This window comes from Okibacterium endophyticum (genome assembly GCF_054780075.1).
Window position 1 is genome coordinate 97,210 of record NZ_BAAGXA010000007.1, and the last position, 25,252, is coordinate 122,461.

Sequence of the window (25,252 nt, forward strand, 5' to 3'; positions counted from 1 at the left end):
CACCGTATGAGGCTGATCTTCGCCGGCACCCCCGACGTCGCCCTTCCCGCTTTGAACGCCCTCGCGGCAGGGGCACACGATGTCATCGCCGTCGTCACCCGTGAAGACGCCCCTCAGGGGCGAAAGAGAACTCTCACCCCGTCGCCCGTCGCCGCGGCGGCCGCCTCCCTCGGGATCAGGGTGATCAAGGCGAACCGGCTCGATGGGAGCGTCACCGCCGAGATCAACGCCCTGAACGCCGATCTCGGAGTGATCGTCGCCTATGGCGGGCTCGTGCGTGAGCCGCTGCTCAGCACCCCCCGCCTCGGCTGGATCAACCTGCACTTCTCGCTTCTGCCCGCCTGGAGGGGAGCGGCTCCCGTGCAGCATTCGCTCATCGCCGGTGACACGGTGACCGGCGCAAGCGTGTTCCGCCTTGTGCCAGAGCTCGACGCCGGCGACGTGCTCGGGAGCGAACGGCTCCAGGTCGCTCCCGACGCCACGGCGGGCGACGTGCTCCGGCAGCTCGCCGAATCGGGGGCGGCTCTTCTCGCCGAGGTGGTCGACGGTCTCGCCGAAGACAGGCTGACGGCGATTCCCCAGGCGGGCGAACCGTCTTTCGCACCCAAACTACGGCTCGACGATGCCCGGCTCGATCTCACACACGATGCGGAGTCGGTGTACAACCGGTTCAGGGGCGTGACGCCCGAACCGGGCGCGTTCGTGCTGCTGGGGGAGTCTCGGCTCAAGATCCACGAGGCCAGGCCCGCGCCCGGGAGCCGCCTCGAGCCCGGTGTTGTCGCGAAAGAAGGGTCACGTGTTCTTCTGGGGACATCGACTCACGCACTCGAGCTGATCACCGTCCAGCCGGCGGGCAGGGGCAGGATGCCCGCTGCCGACTGGTGGCGCGGACAGCAGACATCCCAGACAGCACAGACACAGACAGCACAGATCCCGCAGTCCGCTCAGACGCCACAGGCATTCAGGAACTCATGAACCCGTCACCCCCACAGCGTGCCGGCGGCGGACGGCCCTCGCAGACGAACGCCGTCCAGCCGGCCAGACGGGTCGCCTACGACGTGCTCGCCGCCGTCACGCACGACGACGCCTATGCCAATCTGGCGCTCCCGGCGGCCATCAGGCGGGCGGGCCTCGACACGGCAGACGCCGGACTGGCGACCGAGCTGACCTACGGCACGCTGCGGATGCAGGGCTACTACGACCGCGTCATCGCCATCGCGTCATCGCGAGATCTCAGCACGATCGATGCGTCTGTTCTCGACGTTCTCCGTCTCGGCGCCCACCAGATCCTCTCGACGCGTGTCGCACAGCACGCCGCGGTGAACGAATCGGTAGCACTCGCCGCGCAGATCGCCTCGCGATCGGCCACGGGCTTCACGAACGGGGTGCTCAGGGCGATCACGCGGGCGACCCCGGACGAGTGGCGTGAGCGTGTGCTCGACGCGGCGGTGAACAGGGACGACCGCCTGAGCGCGGAGTACTCGCACCCCGCGTGGATCGTTCGCGCTCTGAGACGCGCCCTCGCCGCCGAGGGCAGGGAGAACGAGCTCGAGAAGCTGCTCGCGGCGGACAACGAGCCCGCCGCCGTTAATCTCGTTGCACTCCCCGGACTCGCCGCGGCGCCGGATTCGGCACAGCCGAACAGGTATGCGCCGACGGGGTTCTCGGTGGGCAGGGGAGACCCCGACGCACTCGTGCGACCCGCGGAAGGACGCATCCGCGTGCAGGACGAAGGGTCGCAGCTCGCCGCCCTGGCACTGTCACGCACACGCCCCGTCACAACGCCGGAGCGGTGGCTCGACCTGTGCGCGGGGCCGGGCGGCAAGACCGCGCTGCTCGCCGCCGAGGCTGCCAGCGCCGGGGCGGAACTCGTCGCCAACGAGCTGATCCCGGCGAGGGCGGCCCTCGTGAGGCGAGCGGTCGGCGGGCTGCCCCTGGCGGTCGAGGTGACCGAGTCCGACGGAACCATGCTCCCGCAGGCGCCGGACCCGCGCCTCTCGGGCCGATTCGACAGGATCCTCGTCGACGCGCCGTGCACCGGACTTGGCGCGTTGCGCAGGCGCCCTGAGGCCAGATGGCGCAAGCAGCCGGCCGATGTGCCTCAGCTCGCGGCCCTGCAGCGCTCGCTCGCCGATGCTGCGTTCGACGCGCTCACCCCTGACGGCATCCTGGCGTACGTCACCTGCTCACCGCACGTCGCCGAGACGAGGGCTGTGCTCGCAGACGCCCTCGCCGGCTGGGGAGACCGGGCACGGCTTCTCGACGCCGCGCGAGTCCTCGGTGATCTCACCCGCGAGCCCCTCGACCTCGGTGAGCCCTTCCAGCACAACGGCGAAGGAACGACCGTGCAGCTCTGGCCGCATCGGCACGGCACCGACGCGATGTTCATCTCACTCGTGCAGCGCACGTCCTGACCCCCGCATCGGCACGGCACCGACGCGACGTTCATCTCACCCGTGCAGCGCACGTCCTGACCCCCGCATCGGCACGGCACCGACGCAATGTTCATCTCACCCGTGCAGCGCACGTCCTGACCGCATCGGCACGGCACCGACGCGACGTTCATCTCACCCGTGCAGCGCACGTCCTGACCCCCGCATCGGCACGGCACCGACGCAATGTTCATCTCACCCGTGCAGCGCACGTCCTGACCGCATCGGCACGGCACCGACGCGATGTTCATCTCACTCGTGCAGCGCACGTCCTGACCCCGCATCGGCACGGCACCGACGCGACGTTCATCTCACTCGTGCAGCGCACGTCCTGACCCCGCATCGGCACGGCACCGACGCGACGTTCATCTCACTCGTGCAGCGCAGGTCGTGACGCGCGAACCCCGAGAGCCGCACCCAGAGCCGCTCGATAGGCTGAAGGCATGAGCGTCTGGATCAACCCGAGCATTCTCGCTGCCGATTTCGTCAACATCGAACGTGATCTGTCGCGCATCGGCACGGCCGACTGCGTGCACGTGGATGTCATGGACAACCATTTCGTTCCCAATCTCACCTTCGGACTCCCCATGGTCGAACGCATCCAGCAGGTGTCGGCCGTTCCCCTCGACGTGCACCTGATGATCACGGACGCGGACCGCTGGGCTCCTGCCTACGCCGAGACGGGTGCGTTCTCGGTCACCTTCCATGCCGAGGCGACCGATAGTCCAGTTCAGCTCGCCAGGCGGCTGCGCGACATCGGAGCCAGGGCCGGCATCGCACTCAAACCGGGCACACCCGCAGACGACTACCTCGACATACTCGGCGAGTTCGACCTGGTTCTCGTGATGACCGTCGAACCCGGCTTCGGCGGGCAGTCGTTTATGCCAGAGACGATGCCGAAGCTCACCCGGCTCGCCGAGGCCGCCAGTCGTTCCGGCGTCGACGTTCGCCTGCAGGTCGACGGCGGGATCTCTGAGAAGACCATCGAGACGGCCGCCGCCGCCGGCGCGGACACCTTCGTAGCCGGATCGAGCGTCTTCGGCGCCGATGACCCCGCCATCCAGATCGCGACGCTGCGCGAGGCCGCCGCGCGTCACAGCCACTGATTCGGCGGCGCTCTCGCTCGCGCCGCGGGCGAGAGACAGCTCCGCCACCTAGTACCCTGATGGGGTGAAGACATTCGACGACCTGTTCCGAGAGCTCACCGTGAAGGCGGAGGAGCGCGCGACGGGCAGCGGAACCGTTGCCGAGCTCGACTCCGGTGTGCATGCGATCGGCAAGAAGATCGTCGAAGAAGCAGCTGAAGTGTGGATGGCCGCCGAGTACCAGAGCGACGACGAGACCGCTGAAGAGATCTCGCAACTCCTGTATCACCTGCAGGTTCTGATGCTCGCCAAAGGACTGACGACAGCCGATGTCTACCGGCACCTGTGACCACCAGCATCCGTGACCACCGGCATCCATGACCTGAATGTCAGCCCCCAGACACGAACCGAACGAGAACACATGTTGAGAATCGCCGTGCCCAACAAGGGCTCACTGGCTGAGACAGCCGCACAGATGCTCTCCGAGGCGGGCTACGCCGGCCGAAGGGACCCCAAGGAGCTGCACATCGCCGACACCGCGAACGGGGTGGAGTTCTTCTATCTCAGGCCGCGCGACATCGCGACCTATGTCGGGTCCGGCGCGCTCGACGTGGGCATCACCGGGCGCGATCTGCTGCTCGACTCCGGGTCAGAGGCCGGTGAGATCGAGCCCCTTCTCTTCGGAGACTCGACCTTCCGGTTCGCGGGTCCCGCCGACCGGTTTCGCGAGCTCTCCGATCTCGACGGGATGCGCGTCGCCACGAGCTACCCGGGTCTCGTCGGAGACTTCCTGGCCGCGAGACAGATATCCGTCCAGATGGTCAGGCTCGACGGCGCCGTCGAATCCGCCGTGCAGCTCGGAGTCGCAGACGCCGTTGCCGACGTCGTCTCGACCGGCGCGACACTGCGCAAAGCCGGTCTCGACATCTTCGGCCCGGTGATCCTCGAATCGACGGCCGTGCTGATCGGCGCACCCGAAGAGAAGCCGGGGCTCTCCACCCTGCGACGCCGGCTGCAGGGTGTGCTCGTCGCGCGCCAGTTCGTGCTGATGGACTACGACCTTCCGGCCAGGCTGCTCGACCGGGCCACGGCGATCGCGCACGGAATCGAATCGCCGACGGTGTCACCGCTCCGGGATCCGGAGTGGGTCGCCGTGCGCGTTATGGTGCGCCGCGAAGACACGAACCGCGTTATGGACGCCCTGTACGACCTCGGTGCCCGCGCCATTCTCGTGAGCGCGATCCACGCCGCCAGGCTGTGAGACGAGACGCCATGAGCCTCGCTGTGCGTGTCATCCCGTGCCTCGATGTCGCGGCCGGCCGCGTCGTCAAGGGGGTCAACTTCCAGAATCTGCGCGACGCAGGAGACCCGGTCGAGCTTGCACGCCGCTATTACGAGCAGGGTGCTGACGAACTCACCTTTCTCGATGTCACAGCGACCGTCGACAACCGCGGCACAACGTACGACGTGGTTCGCCAGACGGCGGAGCAGGTCTTCATTCCCCTCACCGTCGGCGGGGGCGTCCGCACCGCAGACGACGTGGCCAGACTGCTCGCGAGCGGGGCAGACAAGATCGGCGTCAACAGCGCAGCCATCGCGCGACCGGCCCTCGTCGGCGAGATCGCCGACCGATTCGGCGCGCAGGTGCTTGTGCTCTCACTCGACGTGAAGCGATCGCAGGCGACGGAGTCCGGCTTCGTGGTGACCACCCACGGCGGACGCACAGAGACCGACCTGGATGCCGTCGCCTGGGCACAAGAGGCCGTCGAACGGGGGGCGGGTGAGCTTCTCGTCAATTCGATCGACGCCGACGGCACCAAGGCGGGGTTCGACACGGAGCTCATCGCCCTGATGCGCGAGAACAGCCGGGTTCCCGTCATCGCGTCAGGTGGTGCGGGCGAGGCGAGACATTTCGCTCCCGCCGTCGCCGCCGGAGCTGACGCCGTGCTCGCCGCGAGCGTCTTCCACACGGGACAGCTCACCATCGCCGAGGTGAAGGCGTCTCTGTCCGACCAGGGAATCGAGGTTCGCCGATGAGCGAGATGGAACACGACGTCAGGCCTGCCGACGGCCGGGCGCAGATCGAGGATGTCTCTTTCGGCCCGGATGGGCTGGTTCCGGCCATCATCCAGCAGTGGGACACCGGCGAGGTGCTGATGCTCGGCTACATGGACGCTGAGGCGCTTCGCCGCACGCTCACGGAGGGGCGCGTCACATTCTGGTCGCGATCCCGCCGTGAGTACTGGCGGAAGGGCGACACCTCCGGCCACGTGCAGTACGTCAGAGGCGCAAGGCTCGACTGCGATGGCGACACCCTGCTCGTGCAGGTCGAGCAGGTCGGTGCGGCCTGCCACACCGGAACCCGCACCTGCTTCGACGCTCGTGACTTCGACCCCGTCGCCGACCTCTCGGTCACAAGCGGCACGCCACGGGACGGGCAGCAGACGCCATGAGCGGCCGCAGCATGACCCGCGAGGGGTTCGACGCCCTCATCGGCGGTCACAGGATCATTCCGGTCGTCAGGGAGCTCTTCGCCGACGGTGAGACGCCGGTGGGCATCTACCGCAAGGTCGCGATGTCCAATCCGGGCAGCTTCCTGCTCGAGTCCGCCGAACAGGGCGGCATCTGGTCCCGCTTCTCCTTCATCGGCGTTTCGTCGTTCGGCGTGCTCACACAGTCCGGCGACAGGGCGCACTGGCTCGACTACGGCATCGACGCGGACAGGGCCATGGGATCGGTCGCCGGACTCGGACCGCTCGACGCCGTCGAGGCCATGCACAAGCGCTGGCAGACGCCTGCCCTCGCCGAGCATCCGCCGCTGACCGGCGGCCTCGTCGGCTTCATCGGGTGGGAAGCGGTCAGGCAGATCGAACGGCTCCCGAACGGGCCGCGATCTGAGTTCGCCGTTCCCGGGCAGGCGATGTGCTTCGTGTCAGAGCTCATCGCACTCGACCACCGCACCGGGTCGGCGCAGCTCATCGCGAACGTGCTGAACGACGGACGCGACACGGCGGACACGATGTGGGACGAAGCCCAGCAGCGCCTCGATCGCATGCAGCGGCTGCTCGGAGGGCCGAGCGAGGCGTGGCTCGCCGACGTCGATCTCGAGCGGGCCCCCGATCCGCGGCTGCGAACGCGCAAAGAGGACTTCGTCGACGCCGTCGTCACGGCGAAGGAGCACATCCGCGAGGGCGATGTCTTTCAGGTGGTCGTGTCGCAGCGTTTCGAAGAGCCGTGCGACGCAGACGCGATAGACGTCTACCGCATACTGCGCACGCTGAACCCGAGCCCTTACATGTATCTGCTGACTCTGCAGACGCCAGACGGGCAGCCGTACTCGATCGTCGGATCGTCGCCCGAGGCGCTCGTGAAGGTGACGGGCGGGCGTGTGATCACACACCCGATCGCCGGCTCCAAGCCCAGGGGCTCGACCCCCGAGCACGACATCGAGCTGGCAGACGAGCTCTCGGGCGATCCGAAGGAAAGCGCTGAGCACCTGATGCTCGTCGACCTCGCTCGGAACGACCTCCTCAAAGTCTGTGAGCCGGGCACGGTGTCCGTGACCGAGTTCATGCGCATCGAGCGCTACAGCCACATCATGCACCTGGTGTCGACGGTCGAGGGCGATCTGCGTGCAGACGCCTCAGCGCTCGATGTGTTCCGCGCGACGTTCCCGGCGGGCACCCTCTCCGGCGCGCCGAAGCCGAGAGCGCTCGAGATCATCGACGCGCTCGAGCCGGCGCAGCGGGGGGTGTACGGCGGGGTGGTGGGCTATTTCGCCTTCTCCGGTGACGTCGACCTGGCCATCGCCATCCGCACGGCGGTGATCATGGATGGCATCGCACACGTCCAAGCCGGTGGGGGTGTGGTGGCCGATTCAGACCCCGAGAGCGAATACCGGGAATCGCAGAACAAGGCTGCGGCCCCGCTGCGCGCGGTAGCCGTTGCCAACGCCATGACGAGAGTGTCGTGACCGGCGGAGTCACGGGCGCCGGGGATCCGTCGCCGAACGCTGATTCCGGTCACAACGACGCACGGGAAACCCGGCCCTCTGGGCGTGTCAAATACTCACTTCTGCTCGTGCTGCTCGCGCTGAGCGGATTCGCGATGATCTCATGGACGCAGGACTGGTTCACCGCCGCTGTCACCGTGCAGCCAGGCACCGTAGAACCGACAGCAGTCGACGGGCAGTCCGCGGCGCCCGCGATCATGGCGCTCGGCATCTCGGGGCTCGCACTCGCGGCGGCGCTGGCCATCGCCGGTCGCCTGTTCCGTGTGGTTCTGGGTGTTCTCACCACCCTGATCGGGCTCTGCATAGCGCTCTCGGCATTCCTCGCGATCATCGATCCGGTCACCGCGAGCGAGCCGGCGGTGACGGCGGTCACGGGGATCGCCGGCCATGACTCCGTTGCCGCCCTCATCAACGGCGCCGAGCAGACGGCATGGCCGGTTCTCGCCCTGGCGGCCGGGCTCGGCATCGGCGCCGCTGGGGTCGCCGTCTGCGCCACGTCCAGACGCTGGCCAGGATCGTCGCGCCGCTATCGCGCTCCACGGCTCGAGCGCGACGATCGGGTCTCGGAACACGACGCGGTCGACAGCTGGGACGACCTCAGCCGCGGAGACGACCCGACCGTCTGATCGAGGCCCGGCCCGGCGCCTCGAGCCGCACTCGCCACCAGATAGACTTGTCTGGTCTTATTCAGAAGGAGTTTCATGAGCACTGAGTCTGAAGCCGGTCACGGTCACTCACCCGCAGCGTGGACGGCCGTCGTGGTGATGCTGATCGCGTTCGCCATCGGCACTGTGGCCTTCTTTCTCGACCTCCAGTGGCTCGTATGGGTCTCGGCCGGCCTGCTGGTGGCCGGAGCGCTGATCGGCTGGATCATGGCAAAAGCCGGTTACGGCGCGAACAGCCCCAGATACTCGGCGAAGGAGCACTGAGCCGATGCTGGCCGAGCTGACGGCCGGCGCCGCTGCAGACGCGCGCGCGCGCGAGCAGCTGCAGCCGCTCGAGCGCGTCGAGCAGAACGCACGCGCTGCCGTTCCTGCCATCGACGCCCTCGCCGCGCTTGCGCCCGCCGATCGTGTGAAGATCATCGCTGAGGTGAAACGCGCCAGCCCCTCTCGGGGGGACCTCGCCGAGATCCGCGATCCGGCACAGCTCGCCGTCTCGTACGAGACCGGGGGAGCGAGTGCGATCAGCGTGCTCACCGAGGGCCGACGGTTCAAGGGGTCACTCGACGATCTGCGCAGCGTTCGCGCCGCCGTCGGGATCCCCGTCCTGCGCAAGGACTTCATCTCGCTGCCCTACCAGGTGTTCGAAGCACGTGCGGCCGGCGCCGATCTTGTGCTCCTCATCGTGGCGGCACTCGACCAGCGCTCCCTCGAAGGGCTGTACGGGCTCGTGACCGAACTCGGCATGACTGCGCTCGTCGAGACCCACAGCGAGTCCGAGCTCGAGCGTGCTCTCGAACTCGGCGCCAACCTCGTGGGGGTCAACGCGCGTGACCTGTCCACCTTCGACCTCGACAGAGACCTCTTCGCCAGGCTCGCGCCGCAGATTCCGGCGGGAGTCGTGCGCGTGGCGGAGTCGGCAGTGACAAGCGCGGAAGACGTCGCCCGCTATCGCGACGCCGGTGCCGATGTTGTGCTCGTCGGCGAAGCACTCGTGACCCAAGACCCCGTGTCCACCCTGAACGAATATTTGGCGGTATAACGTGCCAGACGGCAAACCTCTCCGGGAGCAGACCGGACCGTATTTCGGTGATTTCGGGGGCCGGTACGTCCCGGAGTCCCTCGTCGCAGCGCTCGATGAGCTCACTGTCGCGTGGGAGGAGGCAAAGGCCGACCCCGCCTACCGCAGCGAGCTCGACGAGCTGAATCGCAGTTATGTCGGGCGACCGTCGCTGATCACTGAGGTGCCGCGCTTCGCCGAGCACGCGGGCGGGGCACGCATCATCCTCAAACGCGAAGACCTCAACCACACCGGGTCGCACAAGATCAACAACGTGCTCGGCCAGGCCCTGCTGACGAAGCGCATCGGAAAATCGAGGGTGATCGCCGAGACCGGTGCGGGCCAGCACGGTGTGGCGACGGCGACCGCTGCTGCGCTGTTCGGCCTCGACTGCGTCGTCTACATGGGCGAGGTCGACACCGAGCGCCAGGCGCTCAACGTGGCCAGGATGCGGCTGCTCGGCGCAGAGGTCGTCGCGGTCAAGACCGGCTCACGCACGCTCAAAGACGCCATCAACGACGCCATGCGCGACTGGGTGACGAACGTCGAGACGACGAACTACATCTTCGGCACCGTCGCCGGCCCCCACCCGTTCCCCGAGATGGTCAGAGACCTGCAGAAGGTGATCGGCGAAGAAGCACGCAGCCAGGTGCTCGACCTCACCGGCTCGCTGCCGGATGCCGTCACCGCGTGTGTCGGCGGCGGCTCGAACGCGATGGGCATCTTCCACGCCTTCCTCGACGACAGCGATGTCGCACTGTATGGATTCGAGGCCGCGGGAGACGGTGTCTCGACTCCGCGTCACGCCGCGACGATCACCAAAGGCCGTATGGGCATTCTGCACGGCGCCAGGAGCCTGCTCCTGCAGGACGAAGACGGCCAGACGATCGAATCCCACTCCATCTCGGCCGGGCTCGACTACCCGGGCGTCGGACCGGAGCACGCCTGGCTCGCCGGCATCGGGCGTGCCCAGTACCGCCCGGTCACCGACGCAGAGGCGATGACAGCGCTGCGCCTGCTGAGCCGTACGGAGGGGATCATCCCCGCCATCGAGTCGGCACACGCACTCGCCGGCACACTCGCTCTGGGCGCCGAGCTCGGCCCGGCCGCCACCATCCTGGTGAGCCTCTCCGGTCGTGGAGACAAAGACATGGAGACAGCCGGTCGCTATTTCGACCTCATCGATGAAGGGGCCAGCCAGTCGTGAGTCACGTTGAATCGACCATCACCACCGCGAACACCGAGCGCAACGGGGCACTGATCGGTTACCTGCCCGTCGGTTTCCCGACATTCGACGACAGCGTCGAGGCAGCCATCGCGATCGCCAGGAGCGGTGTCGACATCATCGAGCTGGGCCTGCCGTACTCCGATCCGGTGATGGACGGACCGGTCATCCAGGCTGCCACGCAGAGTGCGCTCGCACGCGGATTCCGGCTCAGCCACGGCTTCGACGCCGTCCGCGCCATCACGAGCGCCGTCGACGTCCCCGTGCTGATGATGACCTATTTCAACCCTGTCGTGCAGTACGGCGTCGAGCGTTTCGCCGACGATCTTCTCGCTGCAGGGGGAGCGGGCCTCATCACTCCCGACCTGATCCCCGACGAGGCATCCGAGTGGCTCACGGCCTCAGAGCGAGCAGGCCTCGATCGTGTGTTCCTCGCAGCGCCCACCTCGAGCGACGAGAGGCTGCGCCGCGCGGCCGAGCTGAGCCGGGGATTCGTGTATGCGGTCTCGACGATGGGAATCACCGGCGCGCGTGCAGACGTCGACACCGCCGCTCGCACGCTGGTGAGCCGGTTGCGGTCGGTCGGCGCCAGACACGCCTGCGTCGGCCTGGGGATCTCGACGGCCGATCAGGTCAGGGAGGTGCTCGCCTACGCCGACGGTGCGATTGTGGGATCCGCGCTCGTCACCGCGCTCGGTGAGGGCGGCGTCGAGCGAGTGGCTGCGGTTGCAGGCGAACTCGCCACAGGAACCGTGTCGCCGCAGCCCACGCACGCGAACTAGAGTTGTACGCGCTGCACTTCCGCTCCCTCAGAAAGGCGTGACGCCAGGTGACCATCAGGCAGAGCATCCCGAGTCCCGACGTGAGCTTCATCGAACTCGGGCCGTTCACGATCCATTTCTACGCGCTGTGCATACTGGCCGGCATCATCGCCGCCGGGGTCCTGACCCACGTCAGGCTCAACAGGCGCGGCGCAGAGCCGGGAGTCATCCTCGATCTCGTGCTCTGGGCGGTTCCGTTCGGCATCGTCGGGGCGCGGGTCTTCCACGTGCTCACCCACCCCAACGACTACTTCTACCCCGGCGCAGACCTGCTGAAGACCCTGTACATCTGGGAGGGTGGCATCGCCATCTTCGGCGCCCTCATCGGCGGCGCCATCGGCGCCTACATCGGATGCCGCGTCACCGGCATCCGATTCTGGACCTTCGCGGACGCACTCGCCCCCGGACTGCTTCTCGCCCAGGCGTTCGGCCGGTTCGGCAACTGGTTCAACCACGAGCTGTACGGCATTCCCACAACCCTCCCGTGGGGACTCGAGATCGAGGCGTCGAACCCGGCATATCCGGTCGGGCTGCCCGCGGGGACCCTGTTCCACCCGACGTTCCTCTACGAGGTCATCTGGAACCTGGCCGGTGTGGCCGTCCTCCTCTGGCTCGGCAAGACGTTCACCCTCCAGTGGGGAAAGCTGTTCGCGGTCTACCTGATCTGGTACGGCGCAGGCCGAACGGTGTGGGAGTCGATCAGGATCGACCCGAGCGAGGTGTTCCTCGGCCTGCGCGTCAACGTCTGGGCGGCGCTCGTCGCCGTCGTCGTCGGTCTCGCCATCATCGCCGTGCAATCGAGGCGGCACACGGGGCGGGAGCCGAGCCCCTATGTGCTCGGCCGCGAGTGGAGCCCCGCAGAGTCTGGGGTAGAATCAGCAGACAATAGTGATTCAGAATACGTCGACCTGAGCGATCCCGATCAGCCAGCCACTTCATCTGGTGCCGTCGCCACAAGCGAGAACGGCACACACACAGACGCGAGCCGCGTTCGGTAACGCCCGTCTGCTCGTCGCCATCGCGCGGCTCCCCTCCATGCGGGCCAGTGACGTCCCAGCTCTCTTTTGTCTCTCGTGAGGACGGTTTAATGCTGCCCAGCCCAAGTCTGCCCCCGTTCAGTGCGTTCCCGGCCAAACAGGGAATGTACAACCCCGCCCACGAGAAAGACGCCTGTGGCCTCGCCATGGTCGCCACTCTGCGCGGTAATGCAGGGCACAACATCATCACCTCCGCACTCGACGCGCTCCGCAACCTCGAACACCGCGGTGCTATCGGCTCAGACGCGGGCACCGGCGACGGGGCAGGCATCCTGACGCAGATCCCCGACGAGTTCCTGCGCGCCGTTGTGCAGTTCGACCTGCCACCCGTCGGCGAGTACGCCGTGGGAATCGCGTTTCTGCCGACCGACGGCACAGAGCGGACGGAGCTGAAGGCCGGCATCGAGAAGATCGCTCACGAAGAACGTCTGCGTGTGCTCGGCTGGCGTCTCGTTCCGACAGAGCCGCACCACCTCGGAAAGCTCGCGCGCGATGCGATGCCCGTCTTCGAGCAGCTCCTCGTGAGCGCCGAGAACGGGGCGAAGGGGATCGACCTCGATCGTATGACGTTCCGCCTGCGCAAACGCGCAGAGCGGCAGCTGGGCGCATACTTCATCTCGTTGTCCGCCAGAACCCTCGTCTACAAGGGCATGGTCACCACCCTGCAACTCGAGCCGTTCTACCCGGATCTCAGCGACGTTCGCTTCGCGTCGAAACTCGCCATCGTGCATTCCCGGTATTCGACGAACACCTTCCCGTCGTGGCCTCTCGCTCAGCCGCTTCGGATGATGGCGCACAACGGCGAGATCAACACCGTCGAGGGCAACCGCAACTGGATGCGAGCACGTCAGTCGCAGCTGGAGTCCGACCTGATCGGAGACATGCGCCCGCTTCTTCCCATCATCACGCCCGGAGCGAGCGATTCCGCATCATTCGACGAGGTCCTCGAGCTCCTCACGCTGAGCGGCAGGTCGTTGCCGCACGCCATGATGATGATGGTGCCAGAGGCGTGGGAGAAGCAGGAGGGCATCTCGCAGCAGCGACGCGACTTCTATGAGTTCAACTCCATGCAGATGGAGCCGTGGGACGGACCGGCCGCGCTCACCTTCACAGACGGCTCTCTCGTCGGAGCGACCCTCGACCGCAATGGTCTGCGCCCCGGCCGCTGGCTCGAGACGACAGACGGACTGGTTGTGCTCGGGAGCGAGATCGGTGTGCTCGACATCGATCCGGCGCGGGTGAGGCGCAAGGGACGCCTTCGCCCCGGCAAGATGTTCCTCGTCGACACCGAGGCGGGCCGTGTCATCGAGGACCAGGAGATCAAAGACGAGCTCGCCGCGTCGAAGCCGTGGAGCGAGTGGCTGAGCGGTCGCATCAATCTGAAAGACCTTCCGGAGCGTGAGCACATCGTCCACACCCCGGCGTCCGTCACCAGGCGTCAGCGCACATTCGGATACACCGAGGAAGAAGTGCGGATGCTGCTGATGCCGATGGGGCAGACCGGTGCAGAGCCCCTCGGTGCGATGGGCTCCGACACCCCCATCGCCGTCCTGTCGAAGCGACCTCGGCTGCTGTTCGACTACTTCGTGCAGCAGTTCGCCCAGGTCACCAATCCGCCGCTCGACTCGATCCGAGAAGAGGTGGTGACCTCGCTCAAGCTCACCGTCGGTCCGGAGCGGAACCTGCTGACCTCCGGCCCGGAGCATGCTCGACAGGTGGTCCTCGACTTCCCGGTCATCGACAATGACGAGCTCGCCAAGATCCAGCACATCGATCCGACGCCCGGCAGTCGCACGACGACCACCATCCGGGGGGTCTACCGCTTCGACGAAGGAAAGGACGCCCTGCACAACCGCCTCGAGGCGATGTGCGCAGAGGCAGACGAGGCCATCGCGAACGGAGCCCAGTTCATCGTGCTCTCCGACCGCGACTCGAACAAGGATCTCGCTCCTGTGCCGTCGTTGCTGATGCTCGCGGCCGTCCATCACCACCTCATCCGCGCCGAGAACAGGCTGAAGGTCGGCCTCATCGTCGAAGCGGGCGACGTGCGAGAGGTGCACCACGTCGCCACGCTCATCGGCTACGGGGCTTCTGCCGTGAACCCGTATCTCGCGATGGAGACGTGTGAAGACCTCGTCCGTCGAGGAATGGTGCAGGGCGTCAGCCCCGAGAAGGCCGTCAGGAACGTCATCTACGCCCTCGGCAAGGGTGTGCTGAAGATCATGTCGAAGATGGGCATCTCGACGGTGTCGTCCTACGCGGGCGCACAGGCCTTCGAGGCCGTGGGGCTGAGCCAGGAGTTCGTCGACAGGTACTTCACCGGCACCGAGACCAAGCTCGGCGGTGTGGGAATCGACGTGATCGCCGCAGAGAACCTGGCCCGTCACGAAGCCGCCTTCCCGCTCAATCCCTCCGAGATAGCGCACGAACGCCTCGCCACGGGCGGGGAGTACCAGTGGAGGCGAGACGGCGCACCCCACCTGTTCAACCCAGACACGGTCTTCAGACTGCAGCACTCCACCAGAAGCAGACGCTACGACATCTTCCGCGATTACACGCGTCTCATCGACGACCAGTCTGAACAGCTGATGACCCTGCGCGGGATGTTCTCGCTGAAGCTGGGCGAGCGGCCGCCGGTTCCCCTCGACGAGGTCGAGTCCGTGGGATCGATCGTGAAGCGGTTCTCCACGGGGGCCATGAGCTACGGGTCGATCTCTGAAGAGGCGCACACCACTCTCGCCATTGCCATGAATCGGCTCGGAGCCAAGTCCAACACCGGTGAAGGCGGTGAGGACACGGATCGTCTTCTCGACCCCGAGCGCCGGAGCGCAATCAAGCAGGTGGCCTCAGGCCGGTTCGGCGTGACGAGCATGTACCTCACCCACGCCGACGACATCCAGATCAAACTGGCCCAGGGGGCGAAGCCGGGCGAGGGTGGGCAGCTTCCCCCGACCAAGGTGTACCCGTGGGTGGCGCGCACGCGACACGCGACGGCGGGTGTCGGCCTGATCTCGCCGCCTCCTCACCACGACATCTATTCGATCGAGGACCTCAAGCAGCTCATCTTCGACCTCAAGCGGGCGAACCCGAGCGCGCGCATCAACACGAAGCTCGTCAGCCAGTCGGGCATCGGTGCCGTGGCCGCTGGCGTCGCGAAGGCGCTGTCCGACGTCATCCTCGTGTCTGGCCACGACGGCGGAACCGGTGCCAGCCCCGTGAACTCCCTCAAGCACGCGGGCACTCCATGGGAGCTCGGACTGGCAGAGACCCAGCAGACTCTGATGCTGAACGGCATGCGCGATCGAGTGGTCGTCCAGGTCGACGGCCAGCTGAAGACGGGCCGTGACGTGATCATCGGCGCGCTTCTCGGAGCTGAGGAGTTCGGCTTCGCCACAGCACCGCTTGTGGTCTCCGGCTGCGTTATGATGCGGGTCTGCCACCTGGACACCTGCCCGGTCGGCGTGGCCACGCAGAACCCGGTTCTGCGTGAGCGTTTCACCGGAAAGCCGGAGTTCGTGGTGAACTTCTTCGAGTTCATCGCGCAGGAGGTGCGTGAGTATCTCGCCGAGCTCGGGTTCCGGTCGCTCGACGAACTCATCGGCCACACCGAACTGCTCGACACCAGCAGGGCCGTCGATCACTGGAAGGCCTCTGGGCTCGACCTCGCGCCGATCCTGCATGGACCGCGCTTCGGCGACGATGAGCCCCGCAAGCACGCGCGAGAGCAGCTTCACGAGCTCGACAGGCACTTCGACAACGAGCTCATCCGCCTGAGCGACGCGGCGCTCGATCGCGCAGAACCGGTCATCATTCAGCTTCCGATCAGGAACACGGATCGCGCCGTCGGAACGATGCTCGGACACGAGGTCACCAAGAGGCACGGCGAGAACGGTCTGCCGTCCGAGTGCATCGACGTCACGCTGACCGGAACCGCCGGCCAGTCGTTCGGCGCCTTCCTTCCCCACGGCATCGTGCTGCGGCTCGAGGGGGATGCGAACGACTACGTGGGCAAGGGGCTCTCCGGCGGAGACATCATCGTGCGACCTCCGCGCGATGCGACATTCGCTTCAGAGCTCAACGTGATCGCCGGAAACGTCATCGGATACGGCGCGACAAGCGGCACCATGTTCATCCGCGGACTCGTCGGCGAACGGTTCCTCGTCCGCAATTCAGGAGCGACGGCAGTCGTCGAGGGCGTCGGAGACCACGCCCTCGAGTACATGACAGGCGGCACAGCGCTGATCCTCGGTGAAACGGGACGCAACCTCGGCGCCGGGATGTCTGGCGGGACGGCCTTCGTCTACGGGCTCACCGCCGATCGCGTGAACACAGAAGCGCTGGCCAGCGGCGAGCTCGAACTGCTGCCCCTCGATCGCGCCGATATCGAGGTCGTGCGTGCCCTGCTCAAGGAGCACGCTGAACGCACCGAATCCGTTGTCGCGTCTCAGATGCTCGACAACCTGGACGAGGTGCAGTCCGCATTCGTGAAAGTACAGCCCAGGGACTACGCAGCAGTGCTGCGCACTCGTGATGACGCTGTCGCTGAAGGGCTCGACCCGGACGGCGACGTGGTCTGGGGCAGGATTCTGGAGGTAACAGGTGGCTGATCCGAAGGGGTTCCTGAAGGTCACGGAGCGAGAGCTCCCACCGCGGCGGCCCGTCGCCGTGCGCATCATGGACTTCAAAGAGGTCTATGAGAAGGGCGACCCGACCCAGCTCCGTCGTCAGGCCGGTCGCTGCATGGACTGTGGCATTCCGTTCTGCCATCAGGGCTGCCCGCTCGGGAACCTGATTCCCGAGTGGAACGATCTGATGTGGCGCGGTGAGGGCCGGCAGGCCATCGAACGCCTCCACGCGACGAACAATTTTCCCGAGTTCACCGGGCGCCTCTGCCCTGCACCGTGCGAGAGCTCATGTGTGCTCGGCATCAACCAGCCGGCCGTGACGATCAAGCAGGTCGAGGTCTCGATCATCGACCAGGCCTTCGCCAACGGCTGGGTCGACTCGCACCCGCCCGAGCGACTCACCGGCAAAACCGTGGCCGTCGTCGGATCCGGTCCGGCCGGACTCGCCGCAGCACAGCAGCTCACCCGAGCGGGGCATACGGTCGCCGTCTTCGAGCGGGACGACCGCATCGGCGGCCTGCTCCGATACGGAATCCCCGATTTCAAGATGGAGAAGAGCCACCTCGAGACGCGGCTCAAGCAGATGGCCGACGAAGGAACCCGTTTTCGGGCGGGCATCACCATCGGTGTCGACATCAGCTGGGATGAGCTGCGGCGGCGTTACGACGCCGTCGTCATCGCCACCGGTTCGACCGTTCCACGCGATCTCCCGATCCCCGGGCGCGAGCTTTCGGGTGTGCACTTCGCCATGGAATACCTCGTGCAGTCGAACCACGCAGTGGCCGGAGACGACGTTCCCGGCCAGATCACCGCAGAAGACAAGCATGTGGTCGTGCTCGGCGGAGGAGACACCGGCGCCGACTGCATAGGAACCGCGCATCGCCAGCAGGCGGCGTCCGTCACCAACCTCGCCATCGGACGGAAGCCTGGCACCTCGCGCCCAGAACACCAGCCGTGGCCGATGGCGCCGCTGCTCTTTGAGACGCAGAGCGCGCACGAAGAAGGCGGCGAGCGGCACTACCTGGTCTCGACCGTCGAGTTCCTGCCGAATGACAACGGCGAAGTGCGCGCAATCCGGGTCGCAGAAACGGAGTTCGTCGACGGCCGGCGGGTTCCCAAGAGCGGGACAGAGCGCGAGATCCCCGCAGATCTCGTGCTGCTCGCACTCGGCTTCACCGGCCCAGAACCCCACGACCTGAGCTCGCAGCTCGGTCTCGAGTTCGACGACAGAGGCAACGTCGTGCGCGATGACGAGTTCCAGGCCACCGAGCCGGGTGTGTTCGTCGCCGGCGACGCAGGCAGGGGACAGTCGCTCATCGTCTGGGCCATCGCCGAAGGCCGCGCGGTCGCTGCTGAGGTCGACCGCTACCTCGAGGGCGAGACCGCTCTTCCCGCCCCTGTCCGCCCCACCGATCACGCCATCGCGCTCTAGACTCACCCCGCGGGTATTTTCTGCCCGCACTCGAAGAAATCCGACCCCCCAGCACCGCGTTCACACGCAGAAAAACGGAGAACCCACGCAATGAGACGAGCCAAAATCGTCGCAACCCTCGGTCCGGCGACATCGAGTTACGAAGACGTCAGGGCCATCATCGATGCGGGCGTCAACGTCGCCAGGATGAACCTGAGCCACGGCACGTACGACGTCCACGAGGGTGTCTATGCGACAGTCCGCAAGGCCGCCTCAGACGCCGGCCGTCCGATTGCCGTTCTCGTCGACCTGCAGGGACCGAAGATCCGCCTCGGCAAGTTCGAGAACGGCCCCCACGAACTCGCCGAGGGCGACGTCTTCAAGATCACGACCGACGACATCCTGGGCACGAAGGACATCGCCTCTACAACGTTCAAGGGACTCCCGAACGACGTCAAGCCGGGCGATTTCCTGCTCATCGACGACGGCAAGGTCAAGGTTCGCGTTCTCGAGACCGACGGCAGGGTCGTCACCACCGAGGTCGTCGTCGCCGGTCCGGTCTCGAACAACAAAGGAATCAACCTGCCGGGCGTCGCCGTGAACGTGCCAGCACTCAGCGAGAAGGACGAGGCCGACCTTCGATGGGGTCTCGCGCTCGGCGCCGATTTCATCGCGCTCTCGTTCGTTCGCAACGCGAGCGATATCGATCGGGTGCACGAGATCATGGCAGAGGAGGGACGCAGGCTTCCCGTCATCGCGAAGATCGAGAAACCGCAGGCCGTCGATGCCCTCGAAGAGATCATCGAGGCCTTCGACGGCATCATGGTCGCGCGTGGCGATCTCGGTGTCGAGCTTCCGCTCGAGGCTGTGCCCATCGTGCAGAAACGAGCCGTGGAGCTCTGCCGTCGTATGGCCAAGCCCGTCATCGTGGCCACACAGATGCTCGAGTCCATGATCTCGAACCCGATCCCGACACGCGCAGAGACGTCTGACGTCGCAAACGCGGTTCTCGACGGTGCGGATGCGGTGATGCTGAGTGGCGAGACCAGTGTCGGCGAGTACCCCGTCGTCACTGTGCAGACCATGGCGCGGATCATCGCGTCCACCGAAGAGCACGGGCTCGACCGTATTCCGCCACTCGGAACCAAACCCCGCACCCAGGGCGGGGCGATCACCCTCGCCGCCGTCGAGGTCGCCGACTTCGTCGGCGCCAAGTTCCTCTGTGTGTTCACCGAATCGGGGGACTCCGTCCGCCGGATGAGCAGGCTGCGCACGGACATCCCGGTGCTCGGCCTGACACCCGACGAGGCGGTTCGTCGTCGGATGCAGCTCAACTGGGGGGTGGAGGCCTTCCTCGTCGACCGGGTCACTCACACAGACGCGATGTTCGGTCAGGTCGACGACATCCTTCTCGGCCAGAAGATGGCGGAGGCCGGTGACAAGGTCGTTGTGATATCGGGGTCGCCTCCCGGAATCGCGGGCTCCACCAACGACCTTCGTGTGCACAGGGTTGGTGACGCCCACGGCGGGGTCGCACCTGCGTACAAGGTCGCAACCTGACGCATCGGCCACATCCGGTCGGGCACATTCGATCGATCGGGCACATTCGATCGCACTCAGGGGGCGTGGCATTGAGCCGCGCCCCCTGAGTGTTGTTCGGTCAGCTGTGAAGACCGGCTACACGCCGGTTCTGCGCCCCGTGATCATGCGGATGAGGAACACGATGACGGCGATGACCGCGAGCACAAGCCCGATCCACAGCAGAAACTGCAGCGACTGCACGAGCCCGCCGGTGATCAGCAGCACAACCGCGATGATCGCGATGATGGCAATGAGAATGTTCATGTTCTCTCCTTTCGTTCCCGCACTCGTCGCGCGAATGCGATGGCACCGAGGCGCCGGGCACGAGCTGATTTCTCGTACCGTTGAAACGAAGCACGATTCGCTGCCCAGACCAAGGGGGTTGATTCTGGCTCGTCCGCGATGCTAGGCCGGGAGACGAGACGAAAGGCAGGTGGGCGGTGCAGGGATCACACGACCATCGCGATCATGCGGCCGGAGAAGAGCCGACGCCCCACACCCATGACGCCGTCCGCGATGAACGCGACGAGACCCCCTCCGAACGGTATGACCGCAACTGGAAGGATCTTCTGCAGGAACTCCGTGTGCTCCAGGCAGGCACGCAGATTCTCACCGCGTTCCTGCTCGCCATCGCGTTTCAGCCGCGATTCGACGAGCTCGACGAGTTCCAGATCGTGCTCTACCTCGCTCTGCTGTCCGCGTCGACTCTCGCGACGGCGCTCAGCATCGCGCCGGTGGTCCTGCATCGCGCGCTTTTCCGTCGGCGGATGAAAATGGTCACCGTCGCCTTCGGCGACCTTCTCCTCCGTGCGGCGTTCATCTGTGTGAGCCTGACGATGATCGGAACCATCATGCTCGTCTTCGATTTCGTCGTCAGCCGGCGTGCAGGAATCGTCGGAGCCGTCGTCACGGCCGTCGTCATCCTGCTGCTCGCCCTCGTGGTTCCGTTCGCCGCCCGCCGCTCTTCTGAACCGGATCGTCAGGCCGGCGGCGCCTCCCCGCGACACTGACGGTGGAATTCCGCGGCCATCGGGTGTTCACTTGACTCATGAGAGCGATCTGGAAAGGCGCGATTTCTTTCGGCCTCGTTAATGTTCCGGTGAAGGTATACAGCGCGACCGAAGATCATGACATCTCGCTGCACCAGGTCCATGACAAAGACGGCGGCCGCATCCGCTACCAACGGCGGTGCGAGGTCTGCGGCAAGATCGTCAAATACGAGAACATCGACAAGGCGTATGACGACGGCGAGCACACAGTCGTTCTGACCCGCGAGGACATGGCCTCGCTGCCCGCGGAACGCAGCAGGGAGATCGAGGTCGTCGAGTTCGTTCCGACAGACCAGATCAACCCGATCCTCTTCGATCGCAGCTACTACCTCGAGCCGGACTCCTCATCGCCGAAGGCATACGTTCTGCTGCGGAGAACGCTCGAGCAGACCGACAGGACAGCCATAGTTCAGTTCGCCCTCAGACAGAAGTCGCGCCTCGGTGCCCTGCGCGCCATGGGAGACGTGCTGATGATCCAGACACTGCTGTGGGACGACGAGGTTCGTGAAGCGCATTTTCCCGCGCTCGACGAGAGCGTTCGCATCTCGGACAAGGAGCTGGAGCTCTCTGGCGCGCTCGTCGACAGCTTCGCAGACGATTTCGAACCCGATCGCTTCGTCGACGACTATCAGGTGCAGCTGCGCACCCTGATCGAAGAGAAGCTGAAGAAGGGCGACGCCATCGACACAGAAGAGACGTTCGGCGAGGAGGCCGAGGGCGAGGGCGACGGAGAAGTGATCGATCTGATGGAGGCGCTCAGGCAGAGCGTGGACAAGTCCCGTTCGTCGAAGAAGAAGTCCCGTAAGAAGGCCGGATAGAGACGCCGCGGCCGAGGAGATTCGCGCAGGGACCGGTCACGGTCATGTGAACCGCCGTTGGTCAACCCCTTGAGCGGGCTCTCCGCCACGCGTACCGTCATGCCCATGGACCCGCGGGCGAACGGCCACGGGAGCGAAGGAGAGACTCGATGTCGAACGATGCGAACGGGAACACCAGCGCAGGAACGACGGGCGATGACCCCCAGACGATGCACCGCACAGCGGGATTCCCCGTGCAGGAGCAGAAGCAGCCCGGGCTCACCTCAAAGACGAACCCCGTCCCTGACCACGGTGAAGAGAGTTATGTCGGGCACGGCAAGCTGCGGGGGAAGGTCGCCCTCATCACCGGCGGCGACTCCGGCATCGGGCGTGCGACCGCCATCGCATTCGCCCGTGAAGGCGCAGACGTCGCGATCGCGTACCTGCCCGAGGAACAGCAGGATGCCGAGGACACGGCTCTGTGGATCGATCGCGCCGGCAAACGTTCGCTTCTGCTGCCGGGCGATGCCAGGGACGAGCAGTACAGCACAGAACTCGTCCGCCGAACGGTGGACCAGTTCGGGCATCTCGACATCGTTGTGCTGAACGCCGCATACCAGGAGAACCGCGACGGCCTCGAGAACCTCCCGACGGCCGAATTCGACCGTGTGTTCCGCACGAACCTGTACTCGACCATCTGGACCGCGCGGGCGGCGATACCTCATCTGAAGCCGGGGAGCTCGATCATCACGACCTCGTCGATCCAGGCGTTCAACCCGTCGCCGCAGCTCATCGACTATGCCATGACGAAAGCAGCGCTCGTCGCGTTCACGAAGGCGCTGGCCCAGGAACTCGGCGAACGGGGGATCCGCGTCAACACTGTGGCGCCCGGGCCCATCTGGACGCCGCTGATTCCGGCGACCTCCTGGCCAGACAAACTGCCGAGCTTCGGGCAGGACACCCCGCTCGGTCGCGCGGGTCAGCCGGCGGAGCTGGCAGCAGCGTACGTGTACCTGGCGTCCGCTGACGCCTCATATGTGTCAGGAGCCGTGTTGCCAGTCACGGGGGGCAAGGGACTCTGACACAATCGGCGTAACGGTGTCGGATCCGCCAGCGCACGACGGGAGAAATCGATGACGGCAAAACCAGAGGGGGAGGACGACATTCACTCCGAGAGCCTTGCGGCGAGCATCGCCGAGACCATCAAGGGCAGTCACCTTCGGGTCGCCGTCGCCGAATCGCTGACCAGCGGATTGATCGCCACGACGCTCGGTGCCGCGAGCGGCTCGTCCGAGTGGTTTCTCGGGGGTGTGGTCGCGTATTCGGCCGAGGTGAAACACCGTGTGCTCGGCGTCTCACCCGGCCCTGTCGTCAGCGAACGCGCGGCTGGCGAGATGGCAACGGGGGTGGCGAAACTCCTGGGGGCCAACGTGTCTCTGTCTGTGACGGGTGTCGGTGGCCCAGACGAGCTCGAGGGAGAACCTGTCGGAACCGTGTTCATCGGTTGTCGTTCCCCACACGGCGAGGTGCACGTGGCAAAGCGTCAGCTCGGCGGCGAGCCGGACGAGATCATCGCGTCGACCGTCGTGGCCGCACTGCGTCTTCTTGAGAGCAGGGTCCATGCCCTCGCGACCGAGGAACGCCACGATTCAGCATCGAAGTGATCTCTCAGTGGGTAGGATGCAGTGACAGGACGGGAAAGGCGGCACGATGGGTGTTCTGAACTATGGTTCGATGCAGATCGAGATTGACGATCGCACCCTCGCGCACCTTCAAATAGTCATCGTGCAGAAGCTCAGGCGCAAAGAGAGCTTCACCGTCTCATGGCGCGACTCGCCCGAGACCGGCGACGGCAGAAGCACCATCTGGATCGACACGGCAATCCCGCTCTACTTCAAGTACCACGGCAGCCGGCAGCCGCGCATCAACCGTGAATGGCTCGAGCAGCTGATGGAATCGGCGAACAGCGCCAACGGCATGGACCTCGCAGACGAACCTGCTGCAGAGATCACACGCCGCTGACCGCTACAGGTTTTCTCCGGTCGGTCAGGTGTTCCGGACTCAATCCGGTGAGCCGGACTTCTCATGCGCACTGGCGAGAATTCCTGAGGCATCCGCTTCTGGCGAGATGATCATGCCTCGCAGACTGTGGGACGACTGCGCGAGCGCGTCGAGCCAGTCACGACTGAGTTCGGGCGGAACCGACTCGTTGAAGTGGAACTGCAGGGGAACTGAGGGCGAAATCCACAGCGTGACCCTCCCGTCGTTGCCCTGAGGGGTCCAACTGAGGTAGAAGCTCTCGTGTCGGCGCAGCTTCGCTCCGACTGCGGCCTTCACATGTGCGAGCGTTCGGTCTTCGATCTCGTACACGGTGCCTGCACCATAAATGAGTTCGCCCATGTGTCCATGTTCTCATCGAGCGACGATAAAAGGTATTCATCGCTCTGAATGTCGCAGCTTTTGTGCCAGTGGGACTCAGACCCTCGGCACCGCGAACGGCAGACGAGAGCGAGGCGGCCCCACGGGCATCGTGCAGGACCGCGCAGACGACTGTGTGACGCGATCGCCGGTCCCATCGCGCACGATATGCTTGACCTGTTCGCTCGTCTGGTGGAATTGGCAGACACGCGCGACTCAAAATCGCGTGCCGAAAGGCGTGAGGGTTCAAGTCCCTCGACGAGCACCAGGCCTACGTCTCCGGTATGCCGCCCCGTTCCGCCACACCGGCCAGGCACAACAACCTGCTCGGGATTACCGTAGGATTTACCCGTGACTGAGCAAGAAGCAACCACCCAAGCCCCCCGCCGTGTCGTTGTCGCCGAAGACGAGTCCCTGATTCGCCTCGACATCGTCGAGATCCTGCGGGACAACGGTTTCGAGGTGGTCGGAGAAGCCGGTGACGGAGAGACGGCTGTCGCGCTCGCAACCGAACTGCGGCCTGATCTCGTCATCATGGACGTCAAGATGCCGCAACTCGACGGGATCTCAGCCGCCGAGCGGCTCAACAAGGCGCAGATCGCCCCCGTTGTGCTCCTGACGGCGTTCAGCCAGAAAGAACTCGTCGAGCGCGCGAGCGAAGCCGGCGCGCTCGCCTATGTGGTCAAGCCGTTCACACCGAACGACCTTCTGCCTGCGATCGAGATCGCGCTGAGCCGCTACCAGCAGATCCTCACGCTCGAGGCCGAAGTGGCAGACATGGTCGAGCGCTTCGAGACCCGCAAGCTCGTCGACCGTGCAAAGGGACTCCTGAACGAGAAGATGGGCCTCACCGAGCCAGAGGCCTTCCGCTGGATCCAGAAGGCGTCCATGGACCGCCGGCTGACCATGCACGATGTCGCACAGGCGATCATCGAACAGCTCTCCGCGAAGAAGTGAGTGCGCAGCGCTCGGTCTAGCGAAGCGGGTCGAGACCCTCGCGGTCGTCGAGACCCTCGAGGTCGTCGAGACCCTCACCG

At 65.8% G+C, this 25,252-nt stretch carries 25 protein-coding genes and 1 tRNA gene; 24 read left to right on the top strand and 2 right to left on the bottom strand.

Annotated features, from left to right (window positions below; genetic code table 11):
- The first annotated feature begins 6 nt into the window (after nucleotides 1–6).
- The 17 genes from fmt (at nucleotide 7) to pyk (ending at nucleotide 19,930) form a co-directional block, all read left to right on the top strand.
- Nucleotides 7–975, top strand: coding sequence for a methionyl-tRNA formyltransferase (gene fmt / locus ACYVF5_RS10280; protein ID WP_460946614.1), 969 nt, complete (start codon nucleotides 7–9; stop codon nucleotides 973–975).
- Nucleotides 972–2,414, top strand: a complete 1,443-nt coding sequence (locus ACYVF5_RS10285) for an RsmB/NOP family class I SAM-dependent RNA methyltransferase (RefSeq protein ID WP_460945992.1) — start codon at nucleotides 972–974, stop codon at nucleotides 2,412–2,414. Before fmt ends, ACYVF5_RS10285 begins: the two co-directional genes overlap by 4 nt.
- Nucleotides 2,415–2,875: 461 nt before the next feature.
- Entirely contained in the window at nucleotides 2,876–3,538 is a 663-nt protein-coding gene (rpe, locus tag ACYVF5_RS10290; protein WP_460945994.1) for a ribulose-phosphate 3-epimerase, read from the top strand.
- Between the two features lie 64 nt (nucleotides 3,539–3,602).
- Nucleotides 3,603–3,866, top strand: a complete 264-nt coding sequence (locus tag ACYVF5_RS10295; RefSeq protein WP_460945996.1) for a phosphoribosyl-ATP diphosphatase — start codon at nucleotides 3,603–3,605, stop codon at nucleotides 3,864–3,866.
- A gap of 72 nt (nucleotides 3,867–3,938) precedes the next feature.
- Nucleotides 3,939–4,778, top strand: a complete 840-nt coding sequence (gene hisG / locus ACYVF5_RS10300; RefSeq protein WP_460945998.1) for an ATP phosphoribosyltransferase — start codon at nucleotides 3,939–3,941, stop codon at nucleotides 4,776–4,778.
- A gap of 11 nt (nucleotides 4,779–4,789) precedes the next feature.
- On the top strand, nucleotides 4,790–5,554 hold the full coding sequence (gene hisF / locus ACYVF5_RS10305) for an imidazole glycerol phosphate synthase subunit HisF (RefSeq protein ID WP_460946000.1): 765 nt from the start codon (nucleotides 4,790–4,792) through the stop codon (nucleotides 5,552–5,554).
- 5 nt (nucleotides 5,555–5,559) lie between these two features.
- Nucleotides 5,560–5,970, top strand: coding sequence for a phosphoribosyl-AMP cyclohydrolase (gene hisI, locus ACYVF5_RS10310; protein ID WP_460946616.1), 411 nt, complete (start codon nucleotides 5,560–5,562; stop codon nucleotides 5,968–5,970).
- Entirely contained in the window at nucleotides 5,967–7,490 is a 1,524-nt protein-coding gene (locus tag ACYVF5_RS10315; RefSeq protein WP_460946002.1) for an anthranilate synthase component I, read from the top strand. Before hisI ends, ACYVF5_RS10315 begins: the two co-directional genes overlap by 4 nt.
- Entirely contained in the window at nucleotides 7,487–8,155 is a 669-nt protein-coding gene (locus ACYVF5_RS10320) for a Trp biosynthesis-associated membrane protein (RefSeq protein WP_460946004.1), read from the top strand. Before ACYVF5_RS10315 ends, ACYVF5_RS10320 begins: the two co-directional genes overlap by 4 nt.
- Before the next feature lie 75 nt (nucleotides 8,156–8,230).
- Nucleotides 8,231–8,458 carry an HGxxPAAW family protein gene (locus ACYVF5_RS10325; protein ID WP_460946006.1) on the top strand — a complete coding sequence of 76 codons (228 nt, stop codon included), beginning with the start codon at nucleotides 8,231–8,233 and terminating at the stop codon, nucleotides 8,456–8,458.
- 4 nt (nucleotides 8,459–8,462) lie between these two features.
- Nucleotides 8,463–9,233, top strand: a complete 771-nt coding sequence (gene trpC, locus ACYVF5_RS10330) for an indole-3-glycerol phosphate synthase TrpC (protein ID WP_460946008.1) — start codon at nucleotides 8,463–8,465, stop codon at nucleotides 9,231–9,233.
- Between the two features lies 1 nt (nucleotide 9,234).
- Nucleotides 9,235–10,458 (top strand): tryptophan synthase subunit beta, encoded by a 1,224-nt coding sequence (gene trpB, locus ACYVF5_RS10335; RefSeq protein WP_460946010.1) that lies wholly within the window; start codon nucleotides 9,235–9,237, stop codon nucleotides 10,456–10,458.
- Nucleotides 10,455–11,258 (top strand): tryptophan synthase subunit alpha, encoded by an 804-nt coding sequence (gene trpA, locus ACYVF5_RS10340; RefSeq protein WP_460946012.1) that lies wholly within the window; start codon nucleotides 10,455–10,457, stop codon nucleotides 11,256–11,258. Before trpB ends, trpA begins: the two co-directional genes overlap by 4 nt.
- Before the next feature lie 47 nt (nucleotides 11,259–11,305).
- Nucleotides 11,306–12,295 (top strand): prolipoprotein diacylglyceryl transferase, encoded by a 990-nt coding sequence (gene lgt / locus ACYVF5_RS10345; RefSeq protein WP_460946014.1) that lies wholly within the window; start codon nucleotides 11,306–11,308, stop codon nucleotides 12,293–12,295.
- 89 nt (nucleotides 12,296–12,384) lie between these two features.
- Entirely contained in the window at nucleotides 12,385–16,941 is a 4,557-nt protein-coding gene (gene gltB / locus ACYVF5_RS10350; protein WP_460946016.1) for a glutamate synthase large subunit, read from the top strand.
- Nucleotides 16,934–18,391, top strand: a complete 1,458-nt coding sequence (locus ACYVF5_RS10355) for a glutamate synthase subunit beta (RefSeq protein ID WP_460946018.1) — start codon at nucleotides 16,934–16,936, stop codon at nucleotides 18,389–18,391. The genes gltB and ACYVF5_RS10355 overlap by 8 nt, the downstream gene beginning before the upstream one ends.
- A 90-nt stretch (nucleotides 18,392–18,481) precedes the next feature.
- Entirely contained in the window at nucleotides 18,482–19,930 is a 1,449-nt protein-coding gene (gene pyk, locus ACYVF5_RS10360) for a pyruvate kinase (RefSeq protein ID WP_460946020.1), read from the top strand.
- 117 nt (nucleotides 19,931–20,047) lie between these two features.
- On the opposite strand, the gene ACYVF5_RS10365 is transcribed toward pyk, so the two are convergent.
- Entirely contained in the window at nucleotides 20,048–20,215 is a 168-nt protein-coding gene (locus ACYVF5_RS10365; RefSeq protein ID WP_460946022.1) for a hypothetical protein, read from the bottom strand.
- Nucleotides 20,216–20,391: 176 nt separating this feature from the next.
- Between ACYVF5_RS10365 and ACYVF5_RS10370 the strand changes: the two genes are divergently transcribed.
- The 5 genes from ACYVF5_RS10370 (at nucleotide 20,392) to ACYVF5_RS10390 (ending at nucleotide 23,819) form a co-directional block, all read left to right on the top strand.
- Nucleotides 20,392–20,961 (top strand): DUF6328 family protein, encoded by a 570-nt coding sequence (locus ACYVF5_RS10370; protein ID WP_460946024.1) that lies wholly within the window; start codon nucleotides 20,392–20,394, stop codon nucleotides 20,959–20,961.
- Nucleotides 20,962–20,999: 38 nt separating this feature from the next.
- A complete protein-coding gene (gene ku, locus ACYVF5_RS10375) occupies nucleotides 21,000–21,818 on the top strand; it encodes a non-homologous end joining protein Ku (protein WP_460946026.1) in 819 nt (272 codons plus the stop codon).
- 209 nt (nucleotides 21,819–22,027) lie between these two features.
- Entirely contained in the window at nucleotides 22,028–22,879 is an 852-nt protein-coding gene (locus ACYVF5_RS10380) for an SDR family oxidoreductase (RefSeq protein WP_460946618.1), read from the top strand.
- A gap of 51 nt (nucleotides 22,880–22,930) precedes the next feature.
- Nucleotides 22,931–23,461 carry a CinA family protein gene (locus tag ACYVF5_RS10385; RefSeq protein WP_460946028.1) on the top strand — a complete coding sequence of 177 codons (531 nt, stop codon included), beginning with the start codon at nucleotides 22,931–22,933 and terminating at the stop codon, nucleotides 23,459–23,461.
- 46 nt (nucleotides 23,462–23,507) lie between these two features.
- Nucleotides 23,508–23,819 carry a DUF7882 family protein gene (locus ACYVF5_RS10390; RefSeq protein ID WP_460946030.1) on the top strand — a complete coding sequence of 104 codons (312 nt, stop codon included), beginning with the start codon at nucleotides 23,508–23,510 and terminating at the stop codon, nucleotides 23,817–23,819.
- A 39-nt stretch (nucleotides 23,820–23,858) separates the two neighbouring features.
- On the opposite strand, the gene ACYVF5_RS10395 is transcribed toward ACYVF5_RS10390, so the two are convergent.
- Nucleotides 23,859–24,197 carry a DUF7882 family protein gene (locus tag ACYVF5_RS10395; protein ID WP_460946032.1) on the bottom strand — a complete coding sequence of 113 codons (339 nt, stop codon included), beginning with the start codon at nucleotides 24,195–24,197 and terminating at the stop codon, nucleotides 23,859–23,861.
- A gap of 201 nt (nucleotides 24,198–24,398) precedes the next feature.
- Here ACYVF5_RS10395 and ACYVF5_RS10400 point away from each other — a divergent pair.
- Nucleotides 24,399–24,483: transfer RNA gene (locus ACYVF5_RS10400), tRNA-Leu, on the top strand.
- 83 nt (nucleotides 24,484–24,566) lie between these two features.
- Nucleotides 24,567–25,172: an ANTAR domain-containing response regulator gene (locus tag ACYVF5_RS10405; protein ID WP_460946034.1), complete on the top strand. Its 606-nt coding sequence runs from the start codon at nucleotides 24,567–24,569 to the stop codon at nucleotides 25,170–25,172.
- The last annotated feature ends 80 nt before the right edge of the window (nucleotides 25,173–25,252 follow it).

Bases quoted from the DNA above. Each gene is read 5' to 3' on its own strand.
- ACYVF5_RS10395 (WP_460946032.1), bottom strand. From the start codon at position 24,197: ATGGGCGAACTCATTTATGGTGCAGGCACCGTGTACGAGATCGAAGAC.
- ACYVF5_RS10325 (WP_460946006.1), top strand. From the start codon at position 8,231: ATGAGCACTGAGTCTGAAGCCGGTCACGGTCACTCACCCGCAGCGTGG.
- ACYVF5_RS10365 (WP_460946022.1), bottom strand. From the start codon at position 20,215: ATGAACATTCTCATTGCCATCATCGCGATCATCGCGGTTGTGCTGCTG.
- ku (WP_460946026.1), top strand. From the start codon at position 21,000: ATGAGAGCGATCTGGAAAGGCGCGATTTCTTTCGGCCTCGTTAATGTT.
- ACYVF5_RS10380 (WP_460946618.1), top strand. From the start codon at position 22,028: ATGCACCGCACAGCGGGATTCCCCGTGCAGGAGCAGAAGCAGCCCGGG.
- hisG (WP_460945998.1), top strand. From the start codon at position 3,939: ATGTTGAGAATCGCCGTGCCCAACAAGGGCTCACTGGCTGAGACAGCC.
- ACYVF5_RS10285 (WP_460945992.1), top strand. From the start codon at position 972: ATGAACCCGTCACCCCCACAGCGTGCCGGCGGCGGACGGCCCTCGCAG.
- trpC (WP_460946008.1), top strand. From the start codon at position 8,463: ATGCTGGCCGAGCTGACGGCCGGCGCCGCTGCAGACGCGCGCGCGCGC.
- ACYVF5_RS10385 (WP_460946028.1), top strand. From the start codon at position 22,931: ATGACGGCAAAACCAGAGGGGGAGGACGACATTCACTCCGAGAGCCTT.
- pyk (WP_460946020.1), top strand. From the start codon at position 18,482: ATGAGACGAGCCAAAATCGTCGCAACCCTCGGTCCGGCGACATCGAGT.
- hisF (WP_460946000.1), top strand. From the start codon at position 4,790: ATGAGCCTCGCTGTGCGTGTCATCCCGTGCCTCGATGTCGCGGCCGGC.
- ACYVF5_RS10315 (WP_460946002.1), top strand. From the start codon at position 5,967: ATGAGCGGCCGCAGCATGACCCGCGAGGGGTTCGACGCCCTCATCGGC.
- ACYVF5_RS10390 (WP_460946030.1), top strand. From the start codon at position 23,508: ATGGGTGTTCTGAACTATGGTTCGATGCAGATCGAGATTGACGATCGC.
- hisI (WP_460946616.1), top strand. From the start codon at position 5,560: ATGGAACACGACGTCAGGCCTGCCGACGGCCGGGCGCAGATCGAGGAT.
- fmt (WP_460946614.1), top strand. From the start codon at position 7: ATGAGGCTGATCTTCGCCGGCACCCCCGACGTCGCCCTTCCCGCTTTG.
- gltB (WP_460946016.1), top strand. From the start codon at position 12,385: ATGCTGCCCAGCCCAAGTCTGCCCCCGTTCAGTGCGTTCCCGGCCAAA.
- rpe (WP_460945994.1), top strand. From the start codon at position 2,876: ATGAGCGTCTGGATCAACCCGAGCATTCTCGCTGCCGATTTCGTCAAC.